Annotated in this window: 22 protein-coding genes; 8 read left to right on the top strand and 14 right to left on the bottom strand. The window is 42.7% G+C overall.

The features are described 5' to 3' along the window. Nucleotides 1-4: 4 nt before the first annotated feature. Complete coding sequence (gene sfsA / locus IGI94_RS05615; RefSeq protein ID WP_016613175.1) at nucleotides 5-730, bottom strand: DNA/RNA nuclease SfsA; 726 nt, start codon at nucleotides 728-730, stop codon at nucleotides 5-7. A gap of 182 nt (nucleotides 731-912) precedes the next feature. Between sfsA and IGI94_RS05610 the strand changes: the two genes are divergently transcribed. The 3 genes from IGI94_RS05610 (at nucleotide 913) to IGI94_RS05600 (ending at nucleotide 3212) form a co-directional block, all read left to right on the top strand. Beyond that, nucleotides 913-1257 (top strand): DUF4828 domain-containing protein, encoded by a 345-nt coding sequence (locus IGI94_RS05610; protein WP_008381130.1) that lies wholly within the window; start codon nucleotides 913-915, stop codon nucleotides 1255-1257. 214 nt (nucleotides 1258-1471) lie between these two features. Then, on the top strand, nucleotides 1472-1636 hold the full coding sequence (locus tag IGI94_RS05605) for a hypothetical protein (RefSeq protein WP_008381128.1): 165 nt from the start codon (nucleotides 1472-1474) through the stop codon (nucleotides 1634-1636). 241 nt (nucleotides 1637-1877) lie between these two features. Beyond that, the gene (locus IGI94_RS05600; protein ID WP_144330403.1) at nucleotides 1878-3212 is read left to right on the top strand and encodes a serine hydrolase; all 1335 of its coding nucleotides are present in this window, start codon (nucleotides 1878-1880) and stop codon (nucleotides 3210-3212) included. A gap of 57 nt (nucleotides 3213-3269) precedes the next feature. Here IGI94_RS05600 and IGI94_RS05595 read toward each other — a convergent pair whose 3' ends face one another. Further along, nucleotides 3270-3782 (bottom strand): GyrI-like domain-containing protein, encoded by a 513-nt coding sequence (locus IGI94_RS05595; RefSeq protein WP_086317016.1) that lies wholly within the window; start codon nucleotides 3780-3782, stop codon nucleotides 3270-3272. 124 nt (nucleotides 3783-3906) lie between these two features. On the opposite strand from IGI94_RS05595, the gene IGI94_RS05590 reads away from it, so the two are divergent. Further along, on the top strand, nucleotides 3907-5106 hold the full coding sequence (locus IGI94_RS05590; RefSeq protein WP_086332208.1) for a YdcF family protein: 1200 nt from the start codon (nucleotides 3907-3909) through the stop codon (nucleotides 5104-5106). A 48-nt stretch (nucleotides 5107-5154) separates the two neighbouring features. On the opposite strand, the gene IGI94_RS05585 is transcribed toward IGI94_RS05590, so the two are convergent. Both IGI94_RS05585 and IGI94_RS05580 read right to left on the bottom strand, forming a co-directional pair. Further along, complete coding sequence (locus IGI94_RS05585) at nucleotides 5155-5664, bottom strand: HD domain-containing protein (RefSeq protein WP_005236965.1); 510 nt, start codon at nucleotides 5662-5664, stop codon at nucleotides 5155-5157. 124 nt (nucleotides 5665-5788) lie between these two features. Next, nucleotides 5789-6550, bottom strand: a complete 762-nt coding sequence (locus IGI94_RS05580; RefSeq protein WP_086299624.1) for a TrmH family RNA methyltransferase — start codon at nucleotides 6548-6550, stop codon at nucleotides 5789-5791. Nucleotides 6551-6645: 95 nt separating this feature from the next. Here IGI94_RS05580 and IGI94_RS05575 point away from each other — a divergent pair, with 95 nt between their 5' ends. The 3 genes from IGI94_RS05575 (at nucleotide 6646) to IGI94_RS05565 (ending at nucleotide 9026) form a co-directional block, all read left to right on the top strand. Further along, entirely contained in the window at nucleotides 6646-6924 is a 279-nt protein-coding gene (locus IGI94_RS05575; protein ID WP_005236969.1) for an acylphosphatase, read from the top strand. A 124-nt stretch (nucleotides 6925-7048) separates the two neighbouring features. After that, the gene (gene yidC, locus IGI94_RS05570) at nucleotides 7049-7975 is read left to right on the top strand and encodes a membrane protein insertase YidC (RefSeq protein WP_086299625.1); all 927 of its coding nucleotides are present in this window, start codon (nucleotides 7049-7051) and stop codon (nucleotides 7973-7975) included. A gap of 109 nt (nucleotides 7976-8084) precedes the next feature. Next, nucleotides 8085-9026: an AEC family transporter gene (locus IGI94_RS05565; protein ID WP_086299626.1), complete on the top strand. Its 942-nt coding sequence runs from the start codon at nucleotides 8085-8087 to the stop codon at nucleotides 9024-9026. A 285-nt stretch (nucleotides 9027-9311) separates the two neighbouring features. On the opposite strand, the gene IGI94_RS05560 is transcribed toward IGI94_RS05565, so the two are convergent. From IGI94_RS05560 to rpsB, 9 genes are all read right to left on the bottom strand, one after another. Continuing rightward, entirely contained in the window at nucleotides 9312-13661 is a 4350-nt protein-coding gene (locus tag IGI94_RS05560) for a PolC-type DNA polymerase III (protein WP_005236975.1), read from the bottom strand. 108 nt (nucleotides 13662-13769) lie between these two features. After that, on the bottom strand, nucleotides 13770-15479 hold the full coding sequence (locus IGI94_RS05555; protein ID WP_400451217.1) for a proline--tRNA ligase: 1710 nt from the start codon (nucleotides 15477-15479) through the stop codon (nucleotides 13770-13772). A gap of 69 nt (nucleotides 15480-15548) precedes the next feature. After that, nucleotides 15549-16817, bottom strand: coding sequence for an RIP metalloprotease RseP (rseP, locus tag IGI94_RS05550; protein ID WP_005236991.1), 1269 nt, complete (start codon nucleotides 16815-16817; stop codon nucleotides 15549-15551). 150 nt (nucleotides 16818-16967) lie between these two features. After that, nucleotides 16968-17774 (bottom strand): phosphatidate cytidylyltransferase, encoded by an 807-nt coding sequence (locus IGI94_RS05545; protein ID WP_005236992.1) that lies wholly within the window; start codon nucleotides 17772-17774, stop codon nucleotides 16968-16970. After that, the gene (locus IGI94_RS05540; protein ID WP_438899522.1) at nucleotides 17771-18571 is read right to left on the bottom strand and encodes an isoprenyl transferase; all 801 of its coding nucleotides are present in this window, start codon (nucleotides 18569-18571) and stop codon (nucleotides 17771-17773) included. Before IGI94_RS05540 ends, IGI94_RS05545 begins: the two co-directional genes overlap by 4 nt. Nucleotides 18572-18762: 191 nt before the next feature. Beyond that, nucleotides 18763-19320 carry a ribosome recycling factor gene (frr, locus tag IGI94_RS05535; RefSeq protein ID WP_005229434.1) on the bottom strand — a complete coding sequence of 186 codons (558 nt, stop codon included), beginning with the start codon at nucleotides 19318-19320 and terminating at the stop codon, nucleotides 18763-18765. A gap of 1 nt (nucleotide 19321) precedes the next feature. After that, nucleotides 19322-20044 (bottom strand): UMP kinase, encoded by a 723-nt coding sequence (gene pyrH, locus IGI94_RS05530; RefSeq protein ID WP_005229433.1) that lies wholly within the window; start codon nucleotides 20042-20044, stop codon nucleotides 19322-19324. Between the two features lie 147 nt (nucleotides 20045-20191). Further along, nucleotides 20192-21073 (bottom strand): translation elongation factor Ts, encoded by an 882-nt coding sequence (gene tsf, locus IGI94_RS05525; protein WP_005229432.1) that lies wholly within the window; start codon nucleotides 21071-21073, stop codon nucleotides 20192-20194. A 110-nt stretch (nucleotides 21074-21183) separates the two neighbouring features. After that, nucleotides 21184-21972, bottom strand: coding sequence for a 30S ribosomal protein S2 (gene rpsB / locus IGI94_RS05520; RefSeq protein ID WP_005229426.1), 789 nt, complete (start codon nucleotides 21970-21972; stop codon nucleotides 21184-21186). Nucleotides 21973-22272: 300 nt separating this feature from the next. Here rpsB and IGI94_RS05515 point away from each other — a divergent pair, with 300 nt between their 5' ends. Then, nucleotides 22273-22743, top strand: a complete 471-nt coding sequence (locus IGI94_RS05515; protein ID WP_016613165.1) for an arginine repressor — start codon at nucleotides 22273-22275, stop codon at nucleotides 22741-22743. A gap of 86 nt (nucleotides 22744-22829) precedes the next feature. On the opposite strand, the gene argS is transcribed toward IGI94_RS05515, so the two are convergent. Beyond that, nucleotides 22830-24521, bottom strand: coding sequence for an arginine--tRNA ligase (gene argS / locus IGI94_RS05510; protein WP_438899521.1), 1692 nt, complete (start codon nucleotides 24519-24521; stop codon nucleotides 22830-22832). Between the last annotated feature and the right edge of the window lie 15 nt (nucleotides 24522-24536).

Below are 24536 nucleotides of genomic sequence, written 5' to 3'. Positions count from 1 at the left end.
TCTTCTATAGATTAGGGTCGTCAAAGACGACATTCAAATCAAAAGGGATTGGTTCTTTGACCGTGATCATCCCTTGGTTTACTTGGCAATTATAGGCAAACACTTCGACACCCTTGCTTTGCGCTTCAGCGATTTTAGTGGCCAGATCCGGTTGCATCTGTCGATGGATCGTGGCGATTTGCACCGCTTCAAATTGGATCATAAACAAAACCGCCGCATAATAGCCAGCTTCTTTGGCATGGATCAATTCATTGACGTGTTTCAAGCCACGAATGGTTGGTGCATCTGGAAAAGCACCGACTTGCTTGTTTTCAAGGGTCATTCCCTTGATTTCTAAAAAGCCTTTTTCTTGTTCATCTGTTTCAAAATAAAGGTCGAATTTTGATGTCCCATAGACAACTTCCCTTCGCAAAAGCGCGATTCTCCCTTTGATATTTGGCAACTGGATCGTGCCATCCAAGAGGCCTTCATAGCCTAAACGATTCGGTACTTGACTATCGATGTTGATCCATTGGTCTTGTTTCTTGACTGAGATCAAGTCGTAATTGGTTTTGCGTTTCGGATTGTCCCAATATTGCAGGGTAACAAGCGCACCTTTGTGCAAGAGCTCTTTTCCTCGTCCGGTATTTTTTACATGGACGATTACTTCTTGACCGTCAACGAGACATCGGGCAATGAACCGGTTGTCTCGCACGAGAAACGTGGCTAAAAGGGTATTCGGATAATTCATTTTCTCACCTGCTCTTTTGAATCATAGCATATTTTGATAAAAACTTCTAAACTTCAAACTAAAGTACCATGCTTTTTTACCTTCTCATGGTATACTTATGGCAATTATTTTCTAGTGCGAAAAAGTGGACACCTGTCCACAAGGCACAACTTGATGAATCGTAAATGATAGGACGTGTATAAATGAAGAAAAGGTCTATTTTGATTGGTTTATCTCTTGCAACGGGCGTGGTCAGCTCCTTGCTGTTGCGAAAAGAAAAACAAAAAAATGAGAATCGCCAGAATTTCATTGGTAATTGGCGTTTTACTTCCAAGACAAAAGAAGATGTCACGATAGAAATAGCCAATGATTATTCGTTGACCATCGAAGGCAAGCCTTTGACTGCTTCCATCGTTGAATTGACTCCGATGCGGTTAGTTTTACTGGACACATTTGGCTATCATTTAGTTCTTGAACAAAAAGGCTCCGTCATTACTTTATATGATGAAGCTGAAGATTGCCACTATTCTTTGACAAAAATCATCTAAAATCGCTGAGAAAGACAAGTTCATGTTTTCTTCACATTTTCTTCGGTCAATTCTCAGACTTTTTATCAGCATTTCTTGGCAATCCATGCTATCATTAACTTAACAAGTGGTTGAACAAGGTGTTCCGTTGAGTGATGTTTGATCGTTCATAGATTAAGGTGTAGGTTCGATTCCTACCTTCCACATTTATTTTAAATAGAAAGAAGGGATTTTTATGTTAACGACCTTTATTTCACTCTTTTCCATCTTTGCTTTAGCTGCATTGTTAGCTGGGACATTCTTTTTAGCAAAATTGGCTATGCAACAAGAAACGAAGGCGGTGAAAGTTCCCGTCAGAGTCCAAAACCAAAACCCGAGAATCCATTCCAATCGTCGCTAAGTGAATCAGTTTGACCCTATGTCAATTCACAAAAACTTGCCTTCTATTTTATAGGAAGGTAAGTTTTTTTGTTAGCTATTATTTACAGTAAACAACCTTAGTCACGTAACGTCTCAGTTTGTCTACTGAGGGATCGGTCTTACGCAATTAAATGCTAAGTTTTCTCTTAGAGTATTGCAACGGTGGATACTCTTTGTTAAAATTTTTGCTTAGATACAACTTTAAAGGAGCTACTACATATATGCAGAAAATAACCAAGTTCGGGTATTCCATCGTTGCTGCTTTGGCAATCCTCTTTGCTGCTGCCGGCTTATCCGTCGTTTCGTATGCTGATGATACAGCTATGAGCGCCGAAGAGATCCAAGATTTTTCAGTCGATGCAAAAGCCGCTTACTCCATTGATTTTGACACAGGCAAAGTGTTGTATGATCAAGATGGTGAGACCGCCATGGGCATCGCCTCCATCACCAAGATCATCAGTCTCTACCTTGTAGCTGAGCAAGTAGAGCAAGGAACCATCGCTTGGGATGATCCTGTCCCTATTTCAGATTATGCCGCGAATCTCAGCGTGTCGCCAAACTTATCGAATGTCCCTTTGCATCAAGACGTTACCTATACAGTAAAAGATTTGTATGATGCCAGTTATATCCAATCTGCAAATGCTGCAATCGTAGCGCTCGCGGAGCTGATTGCTGGGTCTGAAAGTGCCTTTGTTGATCAAATGCAAGAAAAAGTGCAATCATGGGGCATTACCGATGCAAAGATCGTTAATGCTTCTGGCTTGAACAATACTTATTTAGGGGACAATATCTATCCCGGGTCAACTTCCACTGACGAAAACGAACTATCCGCAAAAGATGTCGCCCTGATTGCTCGCCATTTGCTGCAAGACTTTCCAGACGTTTTAGAAGTAACAAGTCTTTCCACCAAACAATTTGGCGAAGGTTCCTATTCGCCTGTCGAGATGGTCAATTGGAACTGGATGCTTCCAGGTTTTACGAATACTAAAGATGGTGTTGACGGTCTTAAGACTGGTACGACAGATATGGCAGGCGCCTGCTTTGTCGGAACCGCCGTCAAGGATGGTCAACGAATTATCACCGTCGTGCTAAACGTTAATGGTCATGCGGAAAATCCAAGCGTACGTTTTATCGAAACAGGTCGGTTGATGGACTACTCCTTCGATGCTTGGGAACAAGTAGAAATTCTACCAGAAAATGCACAGTTAGAAGATACACAGACGGTGGCAGTCAAAGATGGGAAAGAATTGAGTGTTCCCGTTGCCTTAAATCAAGGTTTGACCTTATGGGTACGTGGAGATATGGATGCAACAGCCTTTGAAACAACCATTGACTTTAATGAGCATTATCGTGATTCTGCCCTGCAAGCGCCATTGACTGAGGGCACAGAAGTCGGTACTGTAAGTGCTTCGATTCCAGCTGATACGCTTGGTTATATTGATGCTTCTGATCATGACGAAACTGCAGGATTGGTCACAACACAAACGGTAGAAAAAGCCAACATCTTTGTTCGTGCTTGGCGCGGTGTGTCTACCTTTTTCGAGAATCTTTTTTAATCCAAACCAAAGAAAAAATCTGTCCTGAGCAAAGATTGCTTCTCGGACAGATTTTTTTTATTCTACCGTTTCCACCGTTGCTGCTGCCAAAGGCTCAACAGGGAAAAACAATTCAACTTCCCCTTCTTTAAAATGAGGAAGATATCTTTCTTGGATCGCTGCTGACAAGTGGACGTTATTTTCTGGTAAAACTTCGATCAACATTTTTTCAGTCATCATGGTCAAGTTTTTTTCATCCGTTTTTACAACGAGATAGGTCATTGCGGGCATTTCCCAACGGACCCAACCGACGGGAGGAAAATTTTCTGTATGGACTTGAACGCCTGCCAAATAACGGCCGGTTTCTTGCCAAGGCTCTAACCAATTAGTGCCATCACTCATTAAGCCCCAAAATTCCAGTTCTTCTGCCTTTTGATCGCTCACTAGAAATTCGATCTCTTCAAAATCCTTTGTTGCAAGTTCCCATAGCGCTGGTACCCAAGAAGCTCCTTCTTCCGCTAATCCCTTGCCTTCTTTTCCGATCACATAAAAAGCGGGCCGTTCAACGCGAATCACTTCACCTAATTGCATGTTCCTTCCTCCTTCTTTTCTTCATTTTAGCGAATTGCAAGAAATTCAGCAACTTTGACCTTAGCAACAAGCAATTTTTGTCATTTTTCGGTATACTAGGTGTATCGTTAAAGGAGTGAAAAACATGGATTTTACGCAATTGCTGATTTTTGCCATCAGCTATTTGACGGGTGTGATCGTCGTTCAAAAGTGGCGCAAGAGTAAAGATGAGCCAGATATTTTCTTTTTTGAGTGCTGTTGGACGATTTTAGCCCTGCTGATTTATTTAGCCGTCTCAGAATTACGGACAGGCAGTTTCTTTATTCTAATACCAGTCGCCTTCGCCGGCCTTTTTTTATTTTCTTATCGGCGCAACAAGCACCGACTCGTAAATGGCTTGCTCTTTAATTTGTTTGTCTTAGCATTTGGTGGCTACCTAGTCATTAATCTATACCGAACACAAGATATTCTTGTAGGTGGTCTATTGGCTGTTTTGCTAGCGATCTTCTTTGCTGTATTATTATTCGGCTTAGCCATTCTCGTGGTCTTTCTTTACTGGAATTCCATTATTGTTTTACGAAGAGAGTCGCGATCAATCGCCAATCTATTGACCCTGATCTTAGCAGTGGTTTTGACCGTTTTATTATTTTCAGATACCCTTTTGCACTTTTTCCCGGATTGGATCCGAACCTTATTCGGCGTTGTTCCCCTAAGTCTGATGTATCTATTTGTGGTCTTTTTGAACTTTTTATCGATTTCAGTCATTTATCAGTTCAATCATCCTCGTTACAATCAAGATTTTATCATCGTCTTAGGAGCAGGTCTTTTGAATGGCACCACGGTCTCCCCTTTATTGGCCAAGCGTATCAATAAAGCAATCTCGTTCTACGAAGCGCAATTTAAAGCGAAAAAAACCGCTCCTCGGTTACTGATGTCAGGCGGCCAAGGAAGCGATGAAAAGCTGCCAGAAGCTGTCGCGATGAAAGAATATGCAGTTGCGCAAGGAGTGCCCGAAGGAGAGATTTTAGTAGAAACAAATTCCACGACTACTTATGAAAACATGAAGTTTTCGAAAGAAATCATGGATTCCTTAAAGCCAAATGGCTACAAAGTTATTTTTTCCTCCAACAATTACCATATTTTTCGTGCCGGTCTCTATGCAGATCAAGCACAACTTAAAGCGGATGGTATCGGAGCACCCACCGCCTTTTACTATTTACCAAATGCCTTCTTACGAGAATTCGTAGCGATCCTTTTTATGCACAAAAGACGACACTTAACGGTATTGATCACCTTACTGATCCTTTATGTAGGCGCAGCGATCCTCCAACTTATTTTTGGCTAAGCAAACAAAAAAAGTTCTTTGAACCGGCTGGTTCGAAGAACTTTTTTCTTATTGAATCGTACGATGTTTCTTCCAGAAACGTTGTTGCCATTTTTCTTTCATACTTTCTGTAAGTGGTTCTGATGCTTCTTTGATCGCACAATATTTGTCAACCATTGTGACAATATAGCTTTCTTTATAACGTGGCGGCGCAATCGTTGCTCCCCACATATGTTTCAAGATGATATCTTTTTCTAGATCACTTAGTTCAGTGATTTTTTCAGCATTTTTTACTGCAATTCGTGGATGCATATACGCATGGGTACCTTCATCAAACTTTGTGGTACGCCAGTCATAGTAGAATAAATCATGAAGGAGTCCTGCACGAGCTGTTGCACGAGCATCGCCGCCCCATTTCTTGGCCAATTTGTAACTATAATAAGAGACGCTGATCGAATGTTCCAAACGTGTGGAGTTCATATGCTGCACAAAGTTGGCTAATTTTTTTACAGCTTCTGTTTCTAACAGGTCAGCCACGTAAGACATATATTCGCTATCTTCTTGCCATTTTTCTGTCATAAATTTTTGTCTGCCACCTTTTTTTGATCTGCTTGATTGTTACAAGACAAAGTATAGCACCTATTCATCGAAGATTCTAGGTGAGGTGCAATAGATTCAAATAGTTTAACAGTTCCTTAAAAATCTAACTGACAGAAAAATACATCAAAATTCCGGCTGCAATGGCGACGTTCAATGATTCCGCCTGACCATAGATGGGAATATACACATTTTTGTCAGTCAAAGCCAACAGTTCTGGGTGAACCCCTTGTCCCTCGTTACCTAAAATGAAGGCAGCTGTTTGTTCTTTAGGAAGCTCGGTATAAGGAACGGCTTCTTTATTTAATTCGGTGCCATAAATCGTCACGCCAGCTGAGCGTAGCTGCTTTAGAAATGGCGGGATCGCTCCTTCTAAAATCGGTAAATGATAGTTGCTTCCTTGCATGCTGCGCAAGACTTTTGTGCTGTAAAGATCTGCTGTTCCTTCGCCGAGAAACACCCCGCTAAATCCAACAGCATCCGCTGTTCGAATCATGGTACCAACGTTCCCGGGATCTTGCACATTATCTAAAATCAACCAATTACCCGTCAGTGTCTGTAAGTTTTGCTCTTGCTTTTCCACCACGGCAAAAATTCCTTGTGGTGTTGGTAAATCAGAAAGCATCGCTGCGATCTCCTCTGTGATCAAATAGCTTTCTTCCTGATAATCATCGAGCTGCCCGTTGGCTTCGCTTAACCCTCGCGGTGTCACCAACAACGCTTTGATAGGTACTTTGGCCTGCAGCGCTTCTTGCACTAAATGCCAGCCATCGATCAAATACGTATTGGTCTGTGTACGGTGTTTTTTTTGTGTTAGTTTTTTGATTTCCTTGATAAAGGTATTTTTTTTCGATTGAATTTCTTTCATGTGGTCACCTCGATTTATTATAGCATGAGTCAATCGATCTAACTTGTTCTTTTACTGAAAAAACGCTATCATTATAAGCAGAGGAGGGATTGTCCATGAAGAAACTACGAATCCATGTTCAAGGGCGTGTCCAAGGTGTCGGCTTTCGTTATACCACGAAAATGCTTGCCGATCAATTAGGGGTCACAGGATCTGTAAAAAATGAGGCAGATGGTTCTGTTTCGATTGAAGCGATGGGAGATGAAAAAATCATCGATGCCTTTGTTGCCGGAGTGAAAGATTCTCCTTCTCCCGCTGGAAAAGTGAACCAAATCGACATCCAACCAGACGATACCATTAAAGAACGTACTAGCTTTGATGTAGTCTATTATTGATAATTGAATGTTTTCTAAGTCGAAAGATTGATTTTTCAATGAATTTCTCTTTGTACATTGAAATAGTCGGTCTTTTTTAGTATAGTTATTTTTGTCTAAATTTATTGTGAAGAGGAAGAATAGAATGTCTAAAATGAATAAATGGCTGCTTTCATCAGGATTATTTGGCCTGTTATTAGCATTATCAGGCTGTGTCAGTACCAATGCTGATGGTACGCCGAAAGAAACAGGAATGATTTATCGCTTTTTGGTGAAACCTTTAGGTGATATGATCACGATGCTCGTTGAAAACTTCAACTGGTCTTACGGCTGGGCGATCATCGCCGTAACGATCGTTGTCCGCGTCATTATCTTACCATTAGGGATCCATCAGTCTCGAAAAACGATGATTCAAAGTGAAAAAATGCAGTTTCTGAAACCTCAAGTGGATATTGCGCAAGCCAATTTGAAGAAAGCAACCACTCGGGAAGAACAAATGCAAGCGCAAGCGGAGATGCAAAAAATCTATTCTGAAAACAACGTCAGTATGTTTGGCGGTATCGGTTGTTTGCCTTTACTGATTCAGATGCCGATCTTCTCTGCCCTCTACTTCACCGCCCGTTACACACAAGGAATCCAAAACTCTGAGTTCTTTGGCGTATCATTAGGTGACCCAAGCATCCTCTTTGTGGCGATTGCTGGTATTTCCTACCTGGCACAAGGATACATCTCAACCATTGGGATTCCAGAAGAACAGAAAAAAACGATGAAAACCATGTTGATCGTTTCTCCATTGATGATCGTTTTCATGTCAATGAGTGCACCAGCTGGTGTGACACTTTATTGGGTAGTCGGTGGGGTCTTCAGTTGTATCCAAACATTTATCACGAATGTCATCATGAAACCAAAAATTCGTGCCCAAGTCGAAGCAGAAATGAAAGCCAATCCGCCAAAAACGGTGGTTACGCCTCGCAAAGATGTAACTCCTGAAAAAACAGAAGCTGTCAAAAAAGCGTTGAACACGACAAAGCCTAGTGGAAAAGGTCGTAACGCAGGCAAGCAGCAACGTTAGTAATTCTTGACCAAATCGCTCAATGAGTGGTTTGGTTTTTTGTTGTTTTCAAATGGGAATCAGTTGCTTCTTCTTCTGCCTTTCGCTATAGTAAATGAGAGGTGAGCACATGTTTCAAGCATATATCAATATTTTTGTCATTTTCAGTCTCATGTTTATCGGTTATTGGTTGTCTTACAAACAATGGTTTTCTAATCGAACCGCCGATACGTTTTCAAAATTGGTATTAAATGTCTCATTACCAGCCAATATGTTTTTAACGATTATTAAAAATTTTACGAAAGATGAATTTCTTTCATTGGTTTCGGGGATGATCATCCCATTACTTTCCATGATGATCACTTACTTCGCTGGTTATTTATGGCGACGTTTCGCGCAAGTTGAAGCCAAACACCAAGGCGCATTTTCCGCCATGTTTACCTTTTCCAATACGATCTTCATCGGCTTACCGATCAATTTAGCTATTTTTGGTGAAAAAGCCGTTCCTTATGTGTTGTTGTACTATATTGTAAATACGACATTATTTTGGACCATCGGTATTTTTGATTTAGCAAAAGACAATCCTGATTTTGGTGAAGCCCGGATTTCCTTTCATCCATTGGTCATGCTAAAAAAGATTTTTTCACCAGCCTTGATTGGTTTCATCATCGGTTTGATCTGGATGCTATTCACCTTACCACTGCCCTCATTTGTTGATGGCCTTGGAAGCTATCTAGCAGATTTGACGACACCCTTATCAATGTTTATTATCGGAATCATCGTCTACTTTGGGGGACTCAAAAATTTGCGAATGACGAAAGACATTGTCGGTGTCTTGTTTGGTCGTTTCGTTCTTTCGCCCCTCGTTGTGTGGCTGTTAAGCAGAATCATCCCTGTTCCTGAATTGATGCTTTCTGTGTTTATTATTCAAGCCTCTATGCCCGTCCAAAACTCTGTCCCGATCCTTGTACGAAACTACCAAGGGGATGAAGAATTTGCAACTTCATGTCTAGGCTATTCCGTCTTACTGTACATGGTGTATTTGCCTGTTTTGCTTTTTTTCTTTTTTTAGCTATTTAACGAACTTTGTCGAAAAATACTCGTTACCAAAGGCATTCGCTTCTTTCGGTAACGAGTATTTTTCTCCTCTTTGTATGGTAAAGGTTCGATTGATTCGCTACCAAGGCTGGCCCCTATGATTTCCCACAATAGACCACGATCTTACTGATTTTCGTCAGATTGTGGCTGCTTAGATCGATTTCACAAACAAGACAAAAAAGCACATCATGCAGAAACTAGCTATACTAGCCATTATGATGATGTGCTTATTTTTTATCTTAAGTGAACAGCCGGTGGTTTACAACATATCAAACAAAGACAACTGATTTTCATCAGGTAAATCTTTTAGAACACCGTTATCCGTCATGTATTCAATCAAAGTCTTAGAAACTTTCCCGCGATTGGCGAGATCTTCTTTCGATAAGAAAGGACCATTTTTCCGTGCTTCCACGATTTGTTTCGCTACGTTTAGTCCCAAACTCGGCACTGCTCGAAATGGTGCGATCAATTTTTTTCCGTCGATCACGAAGTTTTCCGCATCCGATTTATACAGATCGATCATCCCAAATTCATAACCGCGCTCTAACATTTCATTGGCTAACTCCAGAACGGTTAACAGATTCTTTTCTTTCGTTGACGCATCCAATCCTTTGTCAGTGATTTCTTGCATCCGTTCTTTTACGGCGTCTTTTCCTTTTGACATGGCAATCAAATCAAAATCATCCGCCCGGACAGAGAAATAAGCACAGTAATAGAGAATTGGGAAGTACACTTTAAAGTAAGCCACCCGCAACGCCATCAAAACATACGCCGCTGCATGGGCTTTCGGGAACATGTACTTGATCTTCGAACAAGAATCGATATACCATTCAGGGACATTGTTCTCCCGCATCGCTTGCAAGTAAGTGTCCCGCAAGTCGTCAGGGATCTTGTTCCATTGCCCTTTACGAACCGTCTCCATGATTTTAAAGGCCATCCCGTCATCTAGGCCAGCATGGATCAAGTACACCATGATATCATCCCGACAGCCGATTACTTCTGCTAGACTGGCATCTCCGCGACGAATCAGTTCTTCGGCATTGCCCAACCATACATCGGTACCATGGGAAAGACCAGAGATCTGCAAGAGCTCTGCAAACGTCGATGGATGGGTTTGATCCAACATCCCCCGCACAAATCGGGTCCCAAATTCTGGGATGCCTAATGTACCTGTTTTTGAGTAGATCTGCTCTTCAGTCACACCTAGCACGTCCGTACCACCAAAAATACGCATCACTTCCGGATCATCCGTGGGGATCGTTTTAGGATCGATTCCTGATAAATCCTGCAGCATCCGAATCACCGTTGGGTCATCGTGTCCCAGGATATCCAGTTTTAAAATATTGTCATGAATGGAATGGAAATCAAAGTGGGTCGTTTTCCATTCTGAATTTTGATCATCTGCTGGGTATTGAATCGGCGTGAAATCATAGACATCCATATAGTCTGGAATAACGATGATTCCCCCCGGATGCTGACCAGTTGTCCGTTTGACGCCAGTTGCACCCTTAGCCAATCGATCGACTTCAGCTGCTCGATAATGGAGATTATGATCGCGCTCAAAGCCTTTTACGAAACCGAAGGCTGTTTTATCGGCTACTGTACCGATCGTTCCGGCACGATAGACATATTCTTCGCCGAAGAGCACTTTCGTATAGTTATGGGCCTCTGGCTGATATTCCCCAGAGAAGTTCAAATCGATATCGGGGACTTTATCGCCATGGAAACCAAGGAAGGTTTCAAAAGGAATATCATGGCCATCTTTGTTCAGACGTGTGCCGCATTTTGGACATTTTTTCTCTGGCATATCATAACCAGAACCATACGAGCCGTCTTCGTAAAACTCAGAATACTGGCAATCGGGACAATAATAATGAGGGGCTAATGGATTGACCTCAGTGATCCCAGTCATCGTTGCTACGAAACTAGAACCGACTGATCCCCGTGACCCTACTAAGTAGCCGTCTTGATTGCTTTTATGAACCAGTTTTTGTGAGATCAAATAGATCACGGAAAACCCATTCCCAATGATCGAATCAAGCTCTTTTTTCAAACGTTTTTCCACAATTTCTGGTAATGGATCACCGTATAGCTCTTTGGCACGGTTGTAACTCAAGTCGGTGATCTCTTGTTCAGATCCGGGAATCTTTGGTGTATACAGATCATCTTTTACCGGAATGACTTTTTCACAGAGATCAGCGATTTTATTTGGGTTCGTCACCACAATTTCTTTCGCTACTTCCGGACCTAAAAACTGAAAAGCGGTCAGCATCTCATCGGTTGTTCGGAAGTGTACATCCGGTAAACTATGTCGATTCAAGGGATTGGCGCCCCCCATCGAATTGATCAAGACCTTACGATAAATGGCATCTTCTTCGTTCAGGTAGTGGGCATTCCCAGTAGCAACAACGATTTTTCCTAACTCTTCACCCATTTGGATCAAATTCCGAATAATGTCTTCTAGGTCTTTTTCGCTTTTCACGAGCTCCGTTTCTAGGAGATGGGCATAAACTGCTTTGGGCATGACTTCGATATAGTCATAAAACTTAGCAAGTTCCCGCGCTGCATCAACCCCTTTTTGCATCATTGCGACAAAGACTTCCCCTTTATCACAAGCGGTTCCGACTAACAATCCTTCCCGCAATTTCACCAATTCTGAGCGCGGGATCCGCGGGACTTTATCATGGAAGTACTTCACATTCGACATCGAGATCAGCTTGAATAAATTCTTCAATCCCGCCTGTGTTCGGGCTAAGATCGTGGCATGGAAAGGCCGAGCTGCTTTATAGGAGTTCTCGCCCCCAACGTGTCGGTTCAAATCTTCGTGCAGCAGCATGTCATGTTTTTCCATCGCTTCTTTGACAAAGATCCACGCTAAATGACCGGTTGCCTCGGCATCGTAGATCGCTCGGTGATGTTGCTCCAAACTAACGCCGAATTTTTTGGAAAGGACACCTAAACCGAATCGCTTAAACTCTGGATACAAATAACGAGCGAGTTCCAATGTATCAATGACGGGATTTTCTGCTTCTGGAATACCGTATTTTCGATAACTTGTATTTAAGAAGCCCATATCAAATGACGCATTGTGGGCAACTAGAATGGCTCCTTCAGAAAACTCACGGAACAAACGTAAGACTTCTTCTTCCGATTTTGACCCCCGAACCATTTCATCGGTGATCCCCGTCAATTCTACGGTCGTTCGTGATAAAGGATGGCCAGGATCGATGAATTCATCAAAGGAGCCTTCCACGTTGCCTTTATGCATCCGCACAGCGGCCAATTCAATGATGGTGTCGTACACTGCAGACAATCCGGTGGTCTCCACGTCAAACACGATATAAGTGGCATCAGTCAGTGGGACAGGCTTCGGATTATAGGCAACCGCTACCCCGTCATCCACGATATTGGCTTCCACACCGTAAAGAATTTTTACCCCGGCTTTTTCTCCGGCGTGATGGGCATCAGGAAACCCTTGTGCGCCACCATGATCGGTGATCGCAATCGCCTTATGGCCCCACTTGCCAGCTTGAGCGACAAAGTCTGCCACATTGTTGGTTGCATCCATCGTACTCATATTTGAATGCAGGTGAAGTTCGACCCGTTTTTCGCCTTCAGGTGCATAATCTTTGCGGGCCTCGTGTTTGACTTCCAGCAAATCTTGTGCATTCATAACGAGATCTCGCATAAAAGTATCTTCTTGAACACTACCACGCACTTTGACCCAACTACCTTTAGCAATGGCATCAAAGACTTGTTCATCTTTTTCATTATTGGAGAATTTTTTCACACTAAACGACGACGTATAGTCGGTGATTTTCAAAATCAAAATCTTCCGTTTTGAACGCAATTCTCGAACTTCTTTATCAAAGACATACCCTTGGATCGTAACTCTGCGTTCTTCCTCAATGATATTGATCATCGGTGTCACAGGTTCATCGGCAGGAATATTACGTCCCAAGGCAATTGGTCCGTCAAATTCGACTGTTTTGACTTCTTTTTTGCGTTGCTCGTGGGCCATTAAGTTCTCAGCGGCTTGCAATTGGAAGGCTGCCGTTTGTTCTTCTTTTCGTGCTTCAAGTTCTTTCAAGGCTGCCTCAGCCTGTTCTTTGTCTAGCTGCGGCAAGATCCGAAATTTTTGAAACCCGAAAGTCCCATAATTTTCCTCAATGATCGGTAAGTACTGTTGCTGCAAAATCGTGATGACCGCATCATTGTTGACGGGTAAAATCACTTTGTTCTCTTGAATCATAGGCATTTGATTTTTAATCACTTGATGAACTAACGGCCGATCACAATTTTGATTGGCTAACGCTAATGGCCAGTATTCTTGAATGAACTGCTCATCGAAGGAACCATCTTGAGCTTCAATGACAATGCGAACTTCCGCGATCTCTTTAAACGCTAGTTCAATGTGTTGTTTAAAGGATTGATACACCATCACCGGTAATAAACGTTCAAATTGGAAATAAAACGTCCACGCTTTTGATTGTCGATGCACGGTTACTTGTCTGATTTGGGCAGTCTGCATCAACGGATGCTGCCGAAGATTTGGGGCAGCTGCAATTTGGTCTAATAATATCTCAAAGGTCTCTCTTTCTTTTGACAATTGAAGATCCTCCTTTTCTCAGTACTCACTAGTATACCTCTTTTTGTCTTCACTTTCATTAAAAAATCGAGAAAGGATTTCCTCTCTCGATCTACCATTTGTTCCGATTTATTCTTGGTTGGCTAATAAAATCGTCAAGGTCGAAGCGACTTCTTCTTTCCTCACTTCAACGGTTGCGCCAGTATGCTTGATTTTGATCTCCACGATGCCTTCTACGGCTTTTTTACCGATGGTCAAGCGAATCGGACAACCAATCAAATCGGCATCTGCAAATTTGACCCCTGCACGTTCATTGCGGTCATCCACCAATACTTGATAGCCGACTTGGTTCATCATTTCTTCTACTTCTTCACTTAAGGCATTTTGATAGCTATCTTCAATCGACGTTTGGATGATATGCACATCAAATGGGGCAATTTCTTGGGGCCAATCGATCCCAAACTCATTGCCGTATTGTTCGACGATTGTTGAAAGCAGCCGAGAAACGCCCAGACCATAACAGCCCATGATGATTGGTTGTTCATCGCCATTTTCATCGACAACCGTCGCTTCTTGGGCCTCGCTGTACTTGGTTCCTAACTTGAAGATATGCCCAACTTCGATTCCTCGCGTAAAGGTTAAGGTTCCTTTTCCATCTGGGGAAGGATCGCCTTCTTGAACCAAGCGAAAATCGGCAAAGGCTAGTGGTTGAAAATCACGGCCTACATTTGCATTGAGAAAATAGCTCTGTTTTTCTGCCGCTGGGACGATCAGATTCGCCATATCTTGGACATGCTGATCCGCATACAATTGGATCGAATCAGCAAGCTCAATGGGGCTGCGAAGTTGTGTGTCACTGGTCAGATAGGACTCGGCTTCTTCAGCAGTCAGGACCTTCACTTGATCAGCCGCTAAAAAATGCTTGATTTTTGTTTCATTGAGACTGTGATCACCTCGAAGCAATACCATAATGACTTGCTCGTCAACGAGCAGCAAAAATACTTGAACGATTTTTTGCAAATCCGTATCGTATGTTTTCGCCAGTTCCTCTAACGATAATGATTCTTTATGAACGACTTTTTGTAACTCTAAGTAGGTCTCATGAGATTTTTTAGCGATATACTGACTAGTTGCTAGTTTCCAATTGGCGACATAGTCGCTTTCAGTCGAATAACAGATCAGCTCTTCGCCGATTCCAGACAATGCCAAAAACTCTTTTGAATCTCGGCCACCCATCAAGCCATTATCCCCGACCACTGCCCGATACTCGATCCCACAGCGTTTCAATATGGCATGGTAAGCCATTTCGTAGCGATTATAGGTTTGATCTAAGCTGGCTTCATCGGCGTGAAAAGAATAGCCATCTTGCATGATAAATTCACGGCTGCGAATCAATCCAAAACGCGGCCGCTGTTCGTCCCGATATTTCGTTTGGATCTGATATAAGCTCAAAGGCAGCCGCTTATAAGACGTGATCTCGTTTTTGATCAATGTCGTGAACGGCTCTTCGTGAGTGGGCCCTAAAACGATCTCTCGTTCGTTTCGATCCGTCAACCGATACAAAGACTCACCATACAATGAGGCCCGTCCAGACTCCTTCCATGGTTCATACGGAAGCAAAGAAGGCATCGCCATCTCCACAGCATCGATTTCTGCCAGCTCCTCACGAATGACCCGTTTGATCTTTTCTAACACCCTTTGAGCTAATGGCAAGTAGACATAGATGCCTGCCGCCACTTGTCGAATATACCCTGCCCTAACTAACAGTTGATGACTTAACGTCTCCGCATCGCTGGGGGTTTCCCTCAATGTCGGAATCAAACATTTTGACTGTTTCATTTTTTTCTCCTTTGCTACAAAAAATCATGTTCACCCGATCAACAATTGATTTGCTTGTGCGTCTTATTTTTAAAAGAAGAAACGTTGGATATCATTCCAGGTAACGAGAACCATCAGCAGCATCAAAAACCCAAACCCAATCAGGGTAATGATGCCTTCTTTTTCTTGACTGATTGGCTTGCCTCGCACACCTTCTAAAATATTTAAAACCAGTTTCCCACCATCTAATCCAGGAATCGGCAATAAATTAAAGATCCCCAAATTGATGGAAATCATCGCCATCATGGCGATCACCGTTGTGACACCTTGCGATGCGGCTTGAGAAGACAGTTGGAAAATCGCTACCGGTCCGCCCAATTTATTGATATCTGGTTGGGCGATCAAGTTGCCGACTGCTCTAAAAATAACCAGCGAATTGTCAATGGTCGTTTGTAAGCCACCCAGTAAGATGTCTCCGATCCCAGTTTTTAACGAAGCCGTGATCCCTAAGAAACCGATCGTGGTCTCCCCTGATTCTTGACTCGCAGGAGTTGCTGTCAAATCAAGTGTTTCCGCTCCTCGTTTGACTTCTAGAGTAATCTGAGTAGCTGGGTACTTTTGGATCTCTGTCGTCAATTCTGACCAGTTGGAAACATCGACGCCTTCAACTGCTAGGATTTCGTCGCCATTTTGCAGCCCGGCTTCAGCAGCCGGGGTTCCTGCTTCGATTCCTGTCACGACGGTTGCATCTTGATTCGCGACACCACCTTGCGCAAACACCAACCCAGTGAATAAAACCAAGGATAAAATAAAGTTATTCATCGGTCCTGCAAAATTCGTCAGCATTCGTTGCCACAGCTTTGCAGACTGGAATTGAACGTCTTTTGGTGCGATCCGAACTTCAACGCCATCTTCATGAATGATCGTTGCGTCATGATCCACAGCGTACGTAACCGCTTCTTGTTCATTGCCGTTGATGAAGCCAGTGATCGTCAACTTCTCCTCCAAGTCAAAGTCGGTCACTTCCATGGGGATCGCTTGCGGCAATTGGATCTTTTTGCTTGTATTGATTTTGGTGACTTTACCAGTTGCATCTTGAACCAAGGAGACTGGCATGCCAGGCGTTAATTCGGTCTCATCTTCGCCCCAGCCTGCCATTTGGACATACCCGCCTAATGGCAGCATCCGAATCGTGTAGGTCGTCCCATCTTTCGCTTGATGCGCGAACAATTTAGGCCCCATACCGATGGCAAACTCTCTTACTAAAATACCTGCCCGTTTTGCAAAGAAGTAGTGTCCAAATTCGTGAATCACTACCACCACGGAAAAGATAATGATAAATACAAGTATCGTTTTCATGCTCGTTCCTCTCTTTCACAGCATCCCTCTCATTCAGGGCAGCCTTTCCTTATTTTATCACACCGGTTCCCGTTGAGGAACTCACATTCCCGTTGTAACAAGAATTTAAAAAAAGAAGCGCAAGCCAAGCCTGCACTTCTTAAAAATTTTCTAAAAGACACCGAATAAATACATGATTGGAAACACAAACAACATGCTGTCGAAGCGATCTAAGATTCCTCCGTGACCTGGCAGGATATTCCCTGAATCCTTCACGCCATAGTGACGTTTGATCGCGGATTCCACTAAATCACCAAATTGCCCAGCGATCGAAAAGAGGACCGTCAATAAAATCATGATGGCACTACCGTGTCCAAAATAATCTTTCCCAGGAAATGCTAATAGATACAAACCAGCTACGACCACCGCAGCAGCAATCCCGCCTAGGGCCCCTTCGATGGTTTTATTAGGAGAAATCTCCGGCCATAATTTTCGTTGGCCGTAACGCCGTCCCACCATGTAAGCCCCAATATCCGTTGCCCACACGATAAACAGCCCGAAAACTAAAACAACTAATCCATCCGTTGCTGACCGTGCCGTCAAGAAACGTTCAAACCCGACACCGGTATATAAGCTAACGATCACCGGAAACCCAGCTTCATCGATGGTATACGTATTTTTCGAAATAACCGCGATCCCTAGTAACAAAAGAACGATCAGATAGTACAAGGCACTTTTATCTGTCCCCTCTGGCAAAAAGAAAAACCAGCGTTCTTGAGGCAAAACTAAGATCACCGCCCCGAGGATTGAAAGAATTCCTTCAAAACTGAAAATAGCTAGTCCTTTCATCCGAAATAATTCATAAACACCAATTCCTGCCATTGCTGCTGCCAGCAATTCGACGGCAATACCGCCAACATAAATAATTGGCAGGAAAAAGGCTAATGCGACGACCGCAGTGATTACACGTTGTCTCACTCTTCTTCCTCCTCTGTTTTCAAACCGCCAAAACGCCGGTTTCGTTGTTGAAAGCTCCCAATTGCGTCCTCTAATAACGCAGCATCGAAATCAGGCCAGAGCGCCTTCGTAAAGAATAACTCGCTGTATGCAATCTGCCATAACAAGAAATTACTGACACGTTCCTCACCACTCGTTCGAATCACCAATTCAGGATCCCGCAAAGGGCTTGGTAAAAAACCAGTCATCAAATGCGTCCCCAGCATGTCTTCCGTGAGCTCTGGTAGGACTTCGCCGGAAGCCGAGAGTTCTTCATAAAGCGCTTGGACAGCTGTCAAAATTTCTGCGCGGCTGCCATAATTCAAAGCAAAATTCAAGATCATTCCCGTATTGTCTTTGGTTTGGTCGATCGCTCGCTTGACCGCTTCTTGCGTGTGTAGGGGTAAAGAATCCGTGAACCCCATCACTTTGACTTGAACATTTTCTTTGATTAGCTCAGGAACAAAGGTGTCGAAAAAGTCGACTGGTAGTTGCATCAAAAAGTCTACTTCCTCGTTCGGCCGTTTCCAATTCTCTGTCGAAAATGCATAAAGCGTCAATACCTTCACACCTAAGTGTGAAGCGTGTTTCGTGATTTTCTTTACCGTCTCCATGCCTTCTTTGTGGCCAGCTACTCTTGGCAAGCGCCGATTTTGCGCCCATCTGCCGTTACCATCCATAATGATCGCGATGTGTTGGGGAATCGGCAGTGATCGATCAAATTCATGTTCAGCCGCTTCTTTGATATATTTGTCTTTTTGTGGAAAAAAACGCAGCATCGTATTCGCTCCTCTTCCAATTCTTGAAATTCATCTTTTACATTATAACAATAATCAGATTTCTTGCCTATGAAAACCAAGAAAAGATTTCCATATTAAGAAAAAACAAAAAAACAGCTGTCATATTCAAGTACATGAGATAGTTTCGCCCATAAAAAAAGAGCCGCTGAAGCGACTCTTCGTCATTCCTTTTAAACTTCAAGTAATTCTTGTTCTTTTTCAGCTGCGATGGCATCGATTTCTTTGATGCTGTTATCTGTAGCAGTCTGCACTTCTTTTTCAGATTCCCGCAAATCATCTTCTGTGATGTCGCCAGCTTTTTCTTGTTTCTTGTAAGCTTCCATGGCATCCCGACGAATGTTACGGACGGCGATTTTCGCATTTTCAGCTTCTTTTTTCACGTCTTTTGCTAATTCTTTACGGCGTTCTTCCGTTAATTGAGGAATCACCAAACGAATCACTGTTCCGTCATTGGCAGGCGTGATACCAATATCACTTTGCATGATGGCTTTTTCAACTTCTTGGATCATTGTTTTGTCAAAAGGTGTGATCATCAAAATTCTTGCTTCTGGAATCGTAATTGAAGCCATTTGGTTCAAGGGTGTTGGTACACCATAGTAAGTAACCATTACGCGGTCTAAGATGCTCGCGTTCGCGCGGCCAGCACGGATTTGTCCTAGTTCCCGCTGCAAGTTTTCTGCTGCTTTTTTCATTTTGTCTTTTGCTTCTGTTAAAATTTTGTCAGCCATGTTATTTCCCCCTTACTGTCGTTCCAATATGTTCACCTAAAATGGCGCGGCGAATGTTTCCATGCTCATTCAAGTTGAATACGACTAATGGAATATCGTTGTCCATACTTAATGAACTTGCGGTTGAATCCATTACTTGCAATCCTTTGGAAATGACTTCTAAATGAGTCAATTCTTCAAATTTCACAGCACTTTGATCCGTTTTAGGATCTGCTGAGTAGACGCCATCAACATTGTTTTTTGCCATCAAAATGACATCGGCGTTGATTTCAGCTGCCCGTAAGGCTGCGGTCGTATCAGTTGAGAAATAAGGATTCCCGGTTCCGCCAGCAAAAATGACGACCCGTCCTTTTTCTAAGTGGCGTTCTGCTCTACGACGAATATAAGGCTCAGCGATTTGACGCATCTCGATTGAAGTTTGGACACGCGTTGGTACACCAGCGTTTTCTAGTGTATCTTGTAATGCTAAAGCATTCATCACAGTCGCTAGCATGCCCATGTAATCAGCTTGGGCTCTTTCCATCCCCATTTGCGCACCGATTTGTCCACGCCAAATGTTTCCGCCGCCGACCACGATCGCCATCTGTACACCTAATTCGTGGACTTCCTTGATCTCTTTAACGATCTCCTGGATGGTCGGTGGTTTGATCCCAAAGCCTTCGTCACCCGCTAATGCTTCACCACTTAATTTTAATACAACACGTTGATATTTTGGTTTGCCCATCATGATTCCTCCGTACATTCTCCAATACTATTGTAGCATATTGGTGCTCTTTCGTTGAAAATTATCTACACTATTTCTTCAAAAACCGTTTTTGCTTAAAAAAAGGGAGCGCACTTCCATGCGTTCCCATCTGTTCGAGGAACAGAATTATTTTTTCACTTGGCTCATTACTTCTTCAACGAAGTTGTCTTCGCGTTTTTCGATACCTTCGCCGACTTCAAAGCGGACAAAAGATTTCACAGTTGCGCCTTTTGATGCAACATATTTTTCAACTGTCATATCTGGGTCTTTAACGAATGGTTGGTCAACCAAAGCGATTTCTGCTTTAAATTTCTTCAAGCGTCCTTCAACCATTTTTTCAACGATGTTCGCTGGTTTGCCTTCGTTCAATGCTTGTTCTGTCAAGACTTGTTTTTCATGATCCAATTCTTCTTGAGAGATTTGTGCTTCGTTCACGTAGCGAGGGTTGATCGCTGCAACGTGCATTGCAACATCTTTCGCAACTGATTCGTCAGTTGTTCCTTCAAGAACAGTCAATACCGCAATACGTCCGCCCATGTGTAGGTAACCGCCGAAAGCAGCATTGTCATCTTTTTCAACAACTTCAAAACGACGGAAGCTGATTTTTTCTCCGATTACTTGTGTTGCTTCGATCAACGCAGCATCCATTGTGCCTTTAGAGGTTTCTAATTTTAAAGCAGCATCCATATCAGCTGGTTTGTTCGCTGCGATTACTTCAGCGATTTCTTTTACTAAGTCTTGGAACATTTCGTTTTTAGAAACGAAGTCAGTTTCTGAGTTCACTTCAACGATTGCTGCTGTGTTGCCGTTGATTGCTACAGATGCTAAACCTTCAGCAGCAATACGGTCGTTTTTCTTCGCAGCTTTTGCCATACCTTTTTCACGTAATAAGTCAACGGCTTTTTCGATGTCGCCTTCTACTTCAACTAATGCACGTTTTGCGTCCATCATTCCTACACCAGTCATATCGCGTAATTCTTTTACTAATTTAGCTGTTACTTCTGCCATTTTTTGTTTCCTCCTAAATGTTTTTAAACAAGATTGCTTGTCTTTAAAAAAAGCTGTTTCAAAGGAGAGTGAGGCTTGGCGCCTAGCCTTTGAAACAGCTCCATCATTTATTATTCAGCTGATGCGTTGTCGCCTTCGACAACATCAACGATTTCTTCGATTGAAGTTGCGTTTTCTGTTGATTCAGCAGCAAAATCTTCTTCTGCTACTTGGTCTTCGCCTTGGTTACCTTCGATGAAAGCATCTGCCATTTTCGCAGTGATCAATTTAACGGCACGAATAGCGTCATCATTTGATGGGATAACAACATCGATTTCGTCTGGATCACAGTTTGTATCGACCATCGCTACGATCGGGATATTTAATTTGCGTGCTTCTTGGATCGCGATACGTTCTTTACGTGGGTCAACAACGTACATTACATCTGGAATTCTAGGCATATCAGCAATACCGCCTAAGAATTTTTCAAGACGTTCGCGCTCTTTGTTCAAGCCAACGACTTCTTTTTTAGGAAGAACAGCAAATGTACCATCTTCTTCCATTTTGTTGATTTGTTTCAAACGAGCAACACGTTTTTGGATTGTTTCCCAGTTTGTCAATGTTCCACCTAACCAACGATGGTTAACATAGTATTGACCTGAACGGATTGCTTCTTCTTTGATTGCTTCTTGTGCTTGTTTTTTAGTACCTACGAACAAGGCAACGCCGCCTTCTTCAGCAACATTTTTCATGTAGTCGTAAGCTGCGTCTACTAATTTCACTGTTTTTTGCAAATCAATGATGTAGATGCCGTTTCTTTCTGTGAAGATATATTTCTTCATTTTTGGGTTCCAGCGACGAGTTTGGTGACCAAAGTGTACGCCGGCTTCTAGTAATTGTTTCATTGAGATTACTGCCATGTTGTGTTTCCTCCAATTTGGTTTTTTGTTTTCCTCTCTTGCTCTTTTACTCCTTGAAGAACTGAATCGATCAGCACCGCTTCGCAGATGGAACAAGATGTGGGATTGACGTGAAAAACTCACGCCTTAAACAGTATACAGTAGCTAAAAAAGAAATGCAACTGATTCAAATGAAAAACTACGATTCGCGATCCAGCTTTTTTTAACACTCTAAATCTTTTCTTATAATATCTAGGTTTTTTCGGCGTTATCTGCTATGATAAGGCTGACTTAATCAATCATGCTTAAAGGAGTTTACCTATGCGAAAAGCTGATCGCCATTTACTTATTAGACAAATCATTACTGAACATACTGTACGCACGCAAGAAGAATTATTGCATCAATTGGAAGCCCAAGGCGTCTCCGCCACGCAAGCGACTATTTCTCGCGATATTCGTGATTTGAAAATCGTGAAAGTGCCCGATGAGTCAGGTCAGACAAAGTTTGTCATTTTTCAAGGAATGCAAGCTTCTGAGGATGAAAAAGAAGAAGAGCAGCGTTTGATACAGATGATCGAAGACGTTGTCACTAAAGTAGATCGTGTGCAATTCATGACCTTGATCCATACCGTTGCGGACAATGCGCCTTTGCTTTCGGCAGCGATCGATGAAGTGACCATGCCAGAAAAAGTTTGCTCGTTGGCGGGCTTTGATACAGTAGCGGTGATTTCCCGCAGCGACGAAGACGCTGAAACTTTTTATCAATTTATCAGAAACCATGCGGTCTTATAGCGCAAAAACAGCTATAGGATCTAGCTGCATTCTTCACTACAAAAAAAGCTGTGCCCTTGTCGAAACAAGTGACACAGCTTTTTTTGTTACATTTTGTCGGGTGCGTGTAAACCAAGCAACCGTAAATCTTCTTTCAATAGAGTAGTTACTGCATAAACAAGAGCTAGACGTGCGTCTTTTTCCGTATCTTCGGCTAAGATTTTGACATTGGCATAATACTTGTTAAAGGCTTGTGCCAACTTGATGGCATGTTTGGCAATGACGGATGGTTCATATTTTTCCGCCGCTTGCATGACCGTTTCTGGGTAGCGCTGAATCAATTTGATAACTTCCCAGCTCTCAGCGTCTGCCAACGCCAGACTGCTGACAGCAGCGGGATCAAAGTTGGCTTTTTCAAGAATGCTCATGGCACGGGCATGAGAGTATTGCACGTATGGTCCGGTCTCTCCTTCAAAACGGACGACTTCTTCTAGCGTAAAGTCGAAATTATTCAAACGGTCATTTTTCAAATCGTGGAAAACGACTGCCCCGACACCGACTTGTTTTGCTACTTCTTCTTTGTTTTCAAGGGTTGGGTTCTTTTCAGTGATTTGTTCTTTCGCTGAATCGATCGCTTCATTCAATACTTCTTCCAAAAGAACAATCTTGCCTTTTCTTGTAGACAGTTTTTTCCCATCTTTGGTGATCAACCCAAATGGTACGTGGGTCATATCATCTGCCCACTCAAAGCCCATTTCCTTCAAAACAGCTTTTAATTGTTTGAAGTGATAACTTTGTTCATTCCCTACCACGTACAATGATTTTGCAAAATTGTAGGTCCGTTTGCGGTAAAGCGCTGCAGCCATATCCCGTGTGATGTAAAGGGTCGCACCATCGGACTTACGGATCAACGCCGGATTTAAGTCATAGGCAGCCAAATCAACGATTTCTGCCCCTTGGTCTTCTTTTAGCAAGTGTTTTTCTTCTAATAATGCCACGACTTCTGTCATTTTATCATTATAGAAAGCTTCGCCATTCAATGAATCAAAGGAAACTTCCAACATATCATAGATTTTATTGAATTCTTTTAATGATTCATCACGGAACCATTGCCACAAATCCATTGCTTCTTGGTCACCATCTTCTAGTTTCTTGAACCAAGCTCTCGCATCATCTTCTAATTGCTTATCTGTCTCGGCTGCTTCATGAAAATCAACATACAAACGTAATAGTTCGTTGATTGGTTCCGCTTTGACCGCTTCTTCTGACCCCCACTTCTTATAGGCAACGATCAATTTCCCAAATTGTGTGCCCCAGTCGCCTAAATGGTTGATGCGAATTGGCTGATAACCGATTTTTTCTAAAATAAAGCCGATCGAGTTACCAATCACAGTGGAACGCAAATGCCCCATTGAGATGGGTTTGGCAATATTTGGTGAAGACATATCGATCGGTACTGCTTGCTGATTGCCGATGGTTTGATCGCCAAAATGATTTTTTTCTTTGAGAACCAGCTCTAAGACATGGGCAGAGATTGCTTTTTTATCCATAAAGAAGTTTAAATACGGACCGACCACTTCAATTTTTTCAAAAGACGCTTGATCGATTTTTTCTGCTAAGTCTGCGGCAATTTGCTGCGGCGCTTTCCGATAGACTTTTGCTAGCGAGAAGGCTGGGAATGCCACATCCCCATGGTCGGCTGACTTTGGATTTTCCAGTAATTGCTGAACTTGTTCGATCGATAGATCTTCTTTTACTACTTGATGGATCGCTTGTGCGACGATTTCTTTGTTATTCATAGTATCCCTCCTATA

Origin of the sequence: Enterococcus sp. AZ149 (genome assembly GCF_051714285.1) — a bacterium.
Lineage (GTDB): Bacteria > Bacillota > Bacilli > Lactobacillales > Enterococcaceae > Enterococcus_D > Enterococcus_D entomosocium.
The sequence above is the reverse complement of the archived record's forward strand: the minus strand, read 5'-3'. Positions and strand labels throughout refer to the sequence as shown.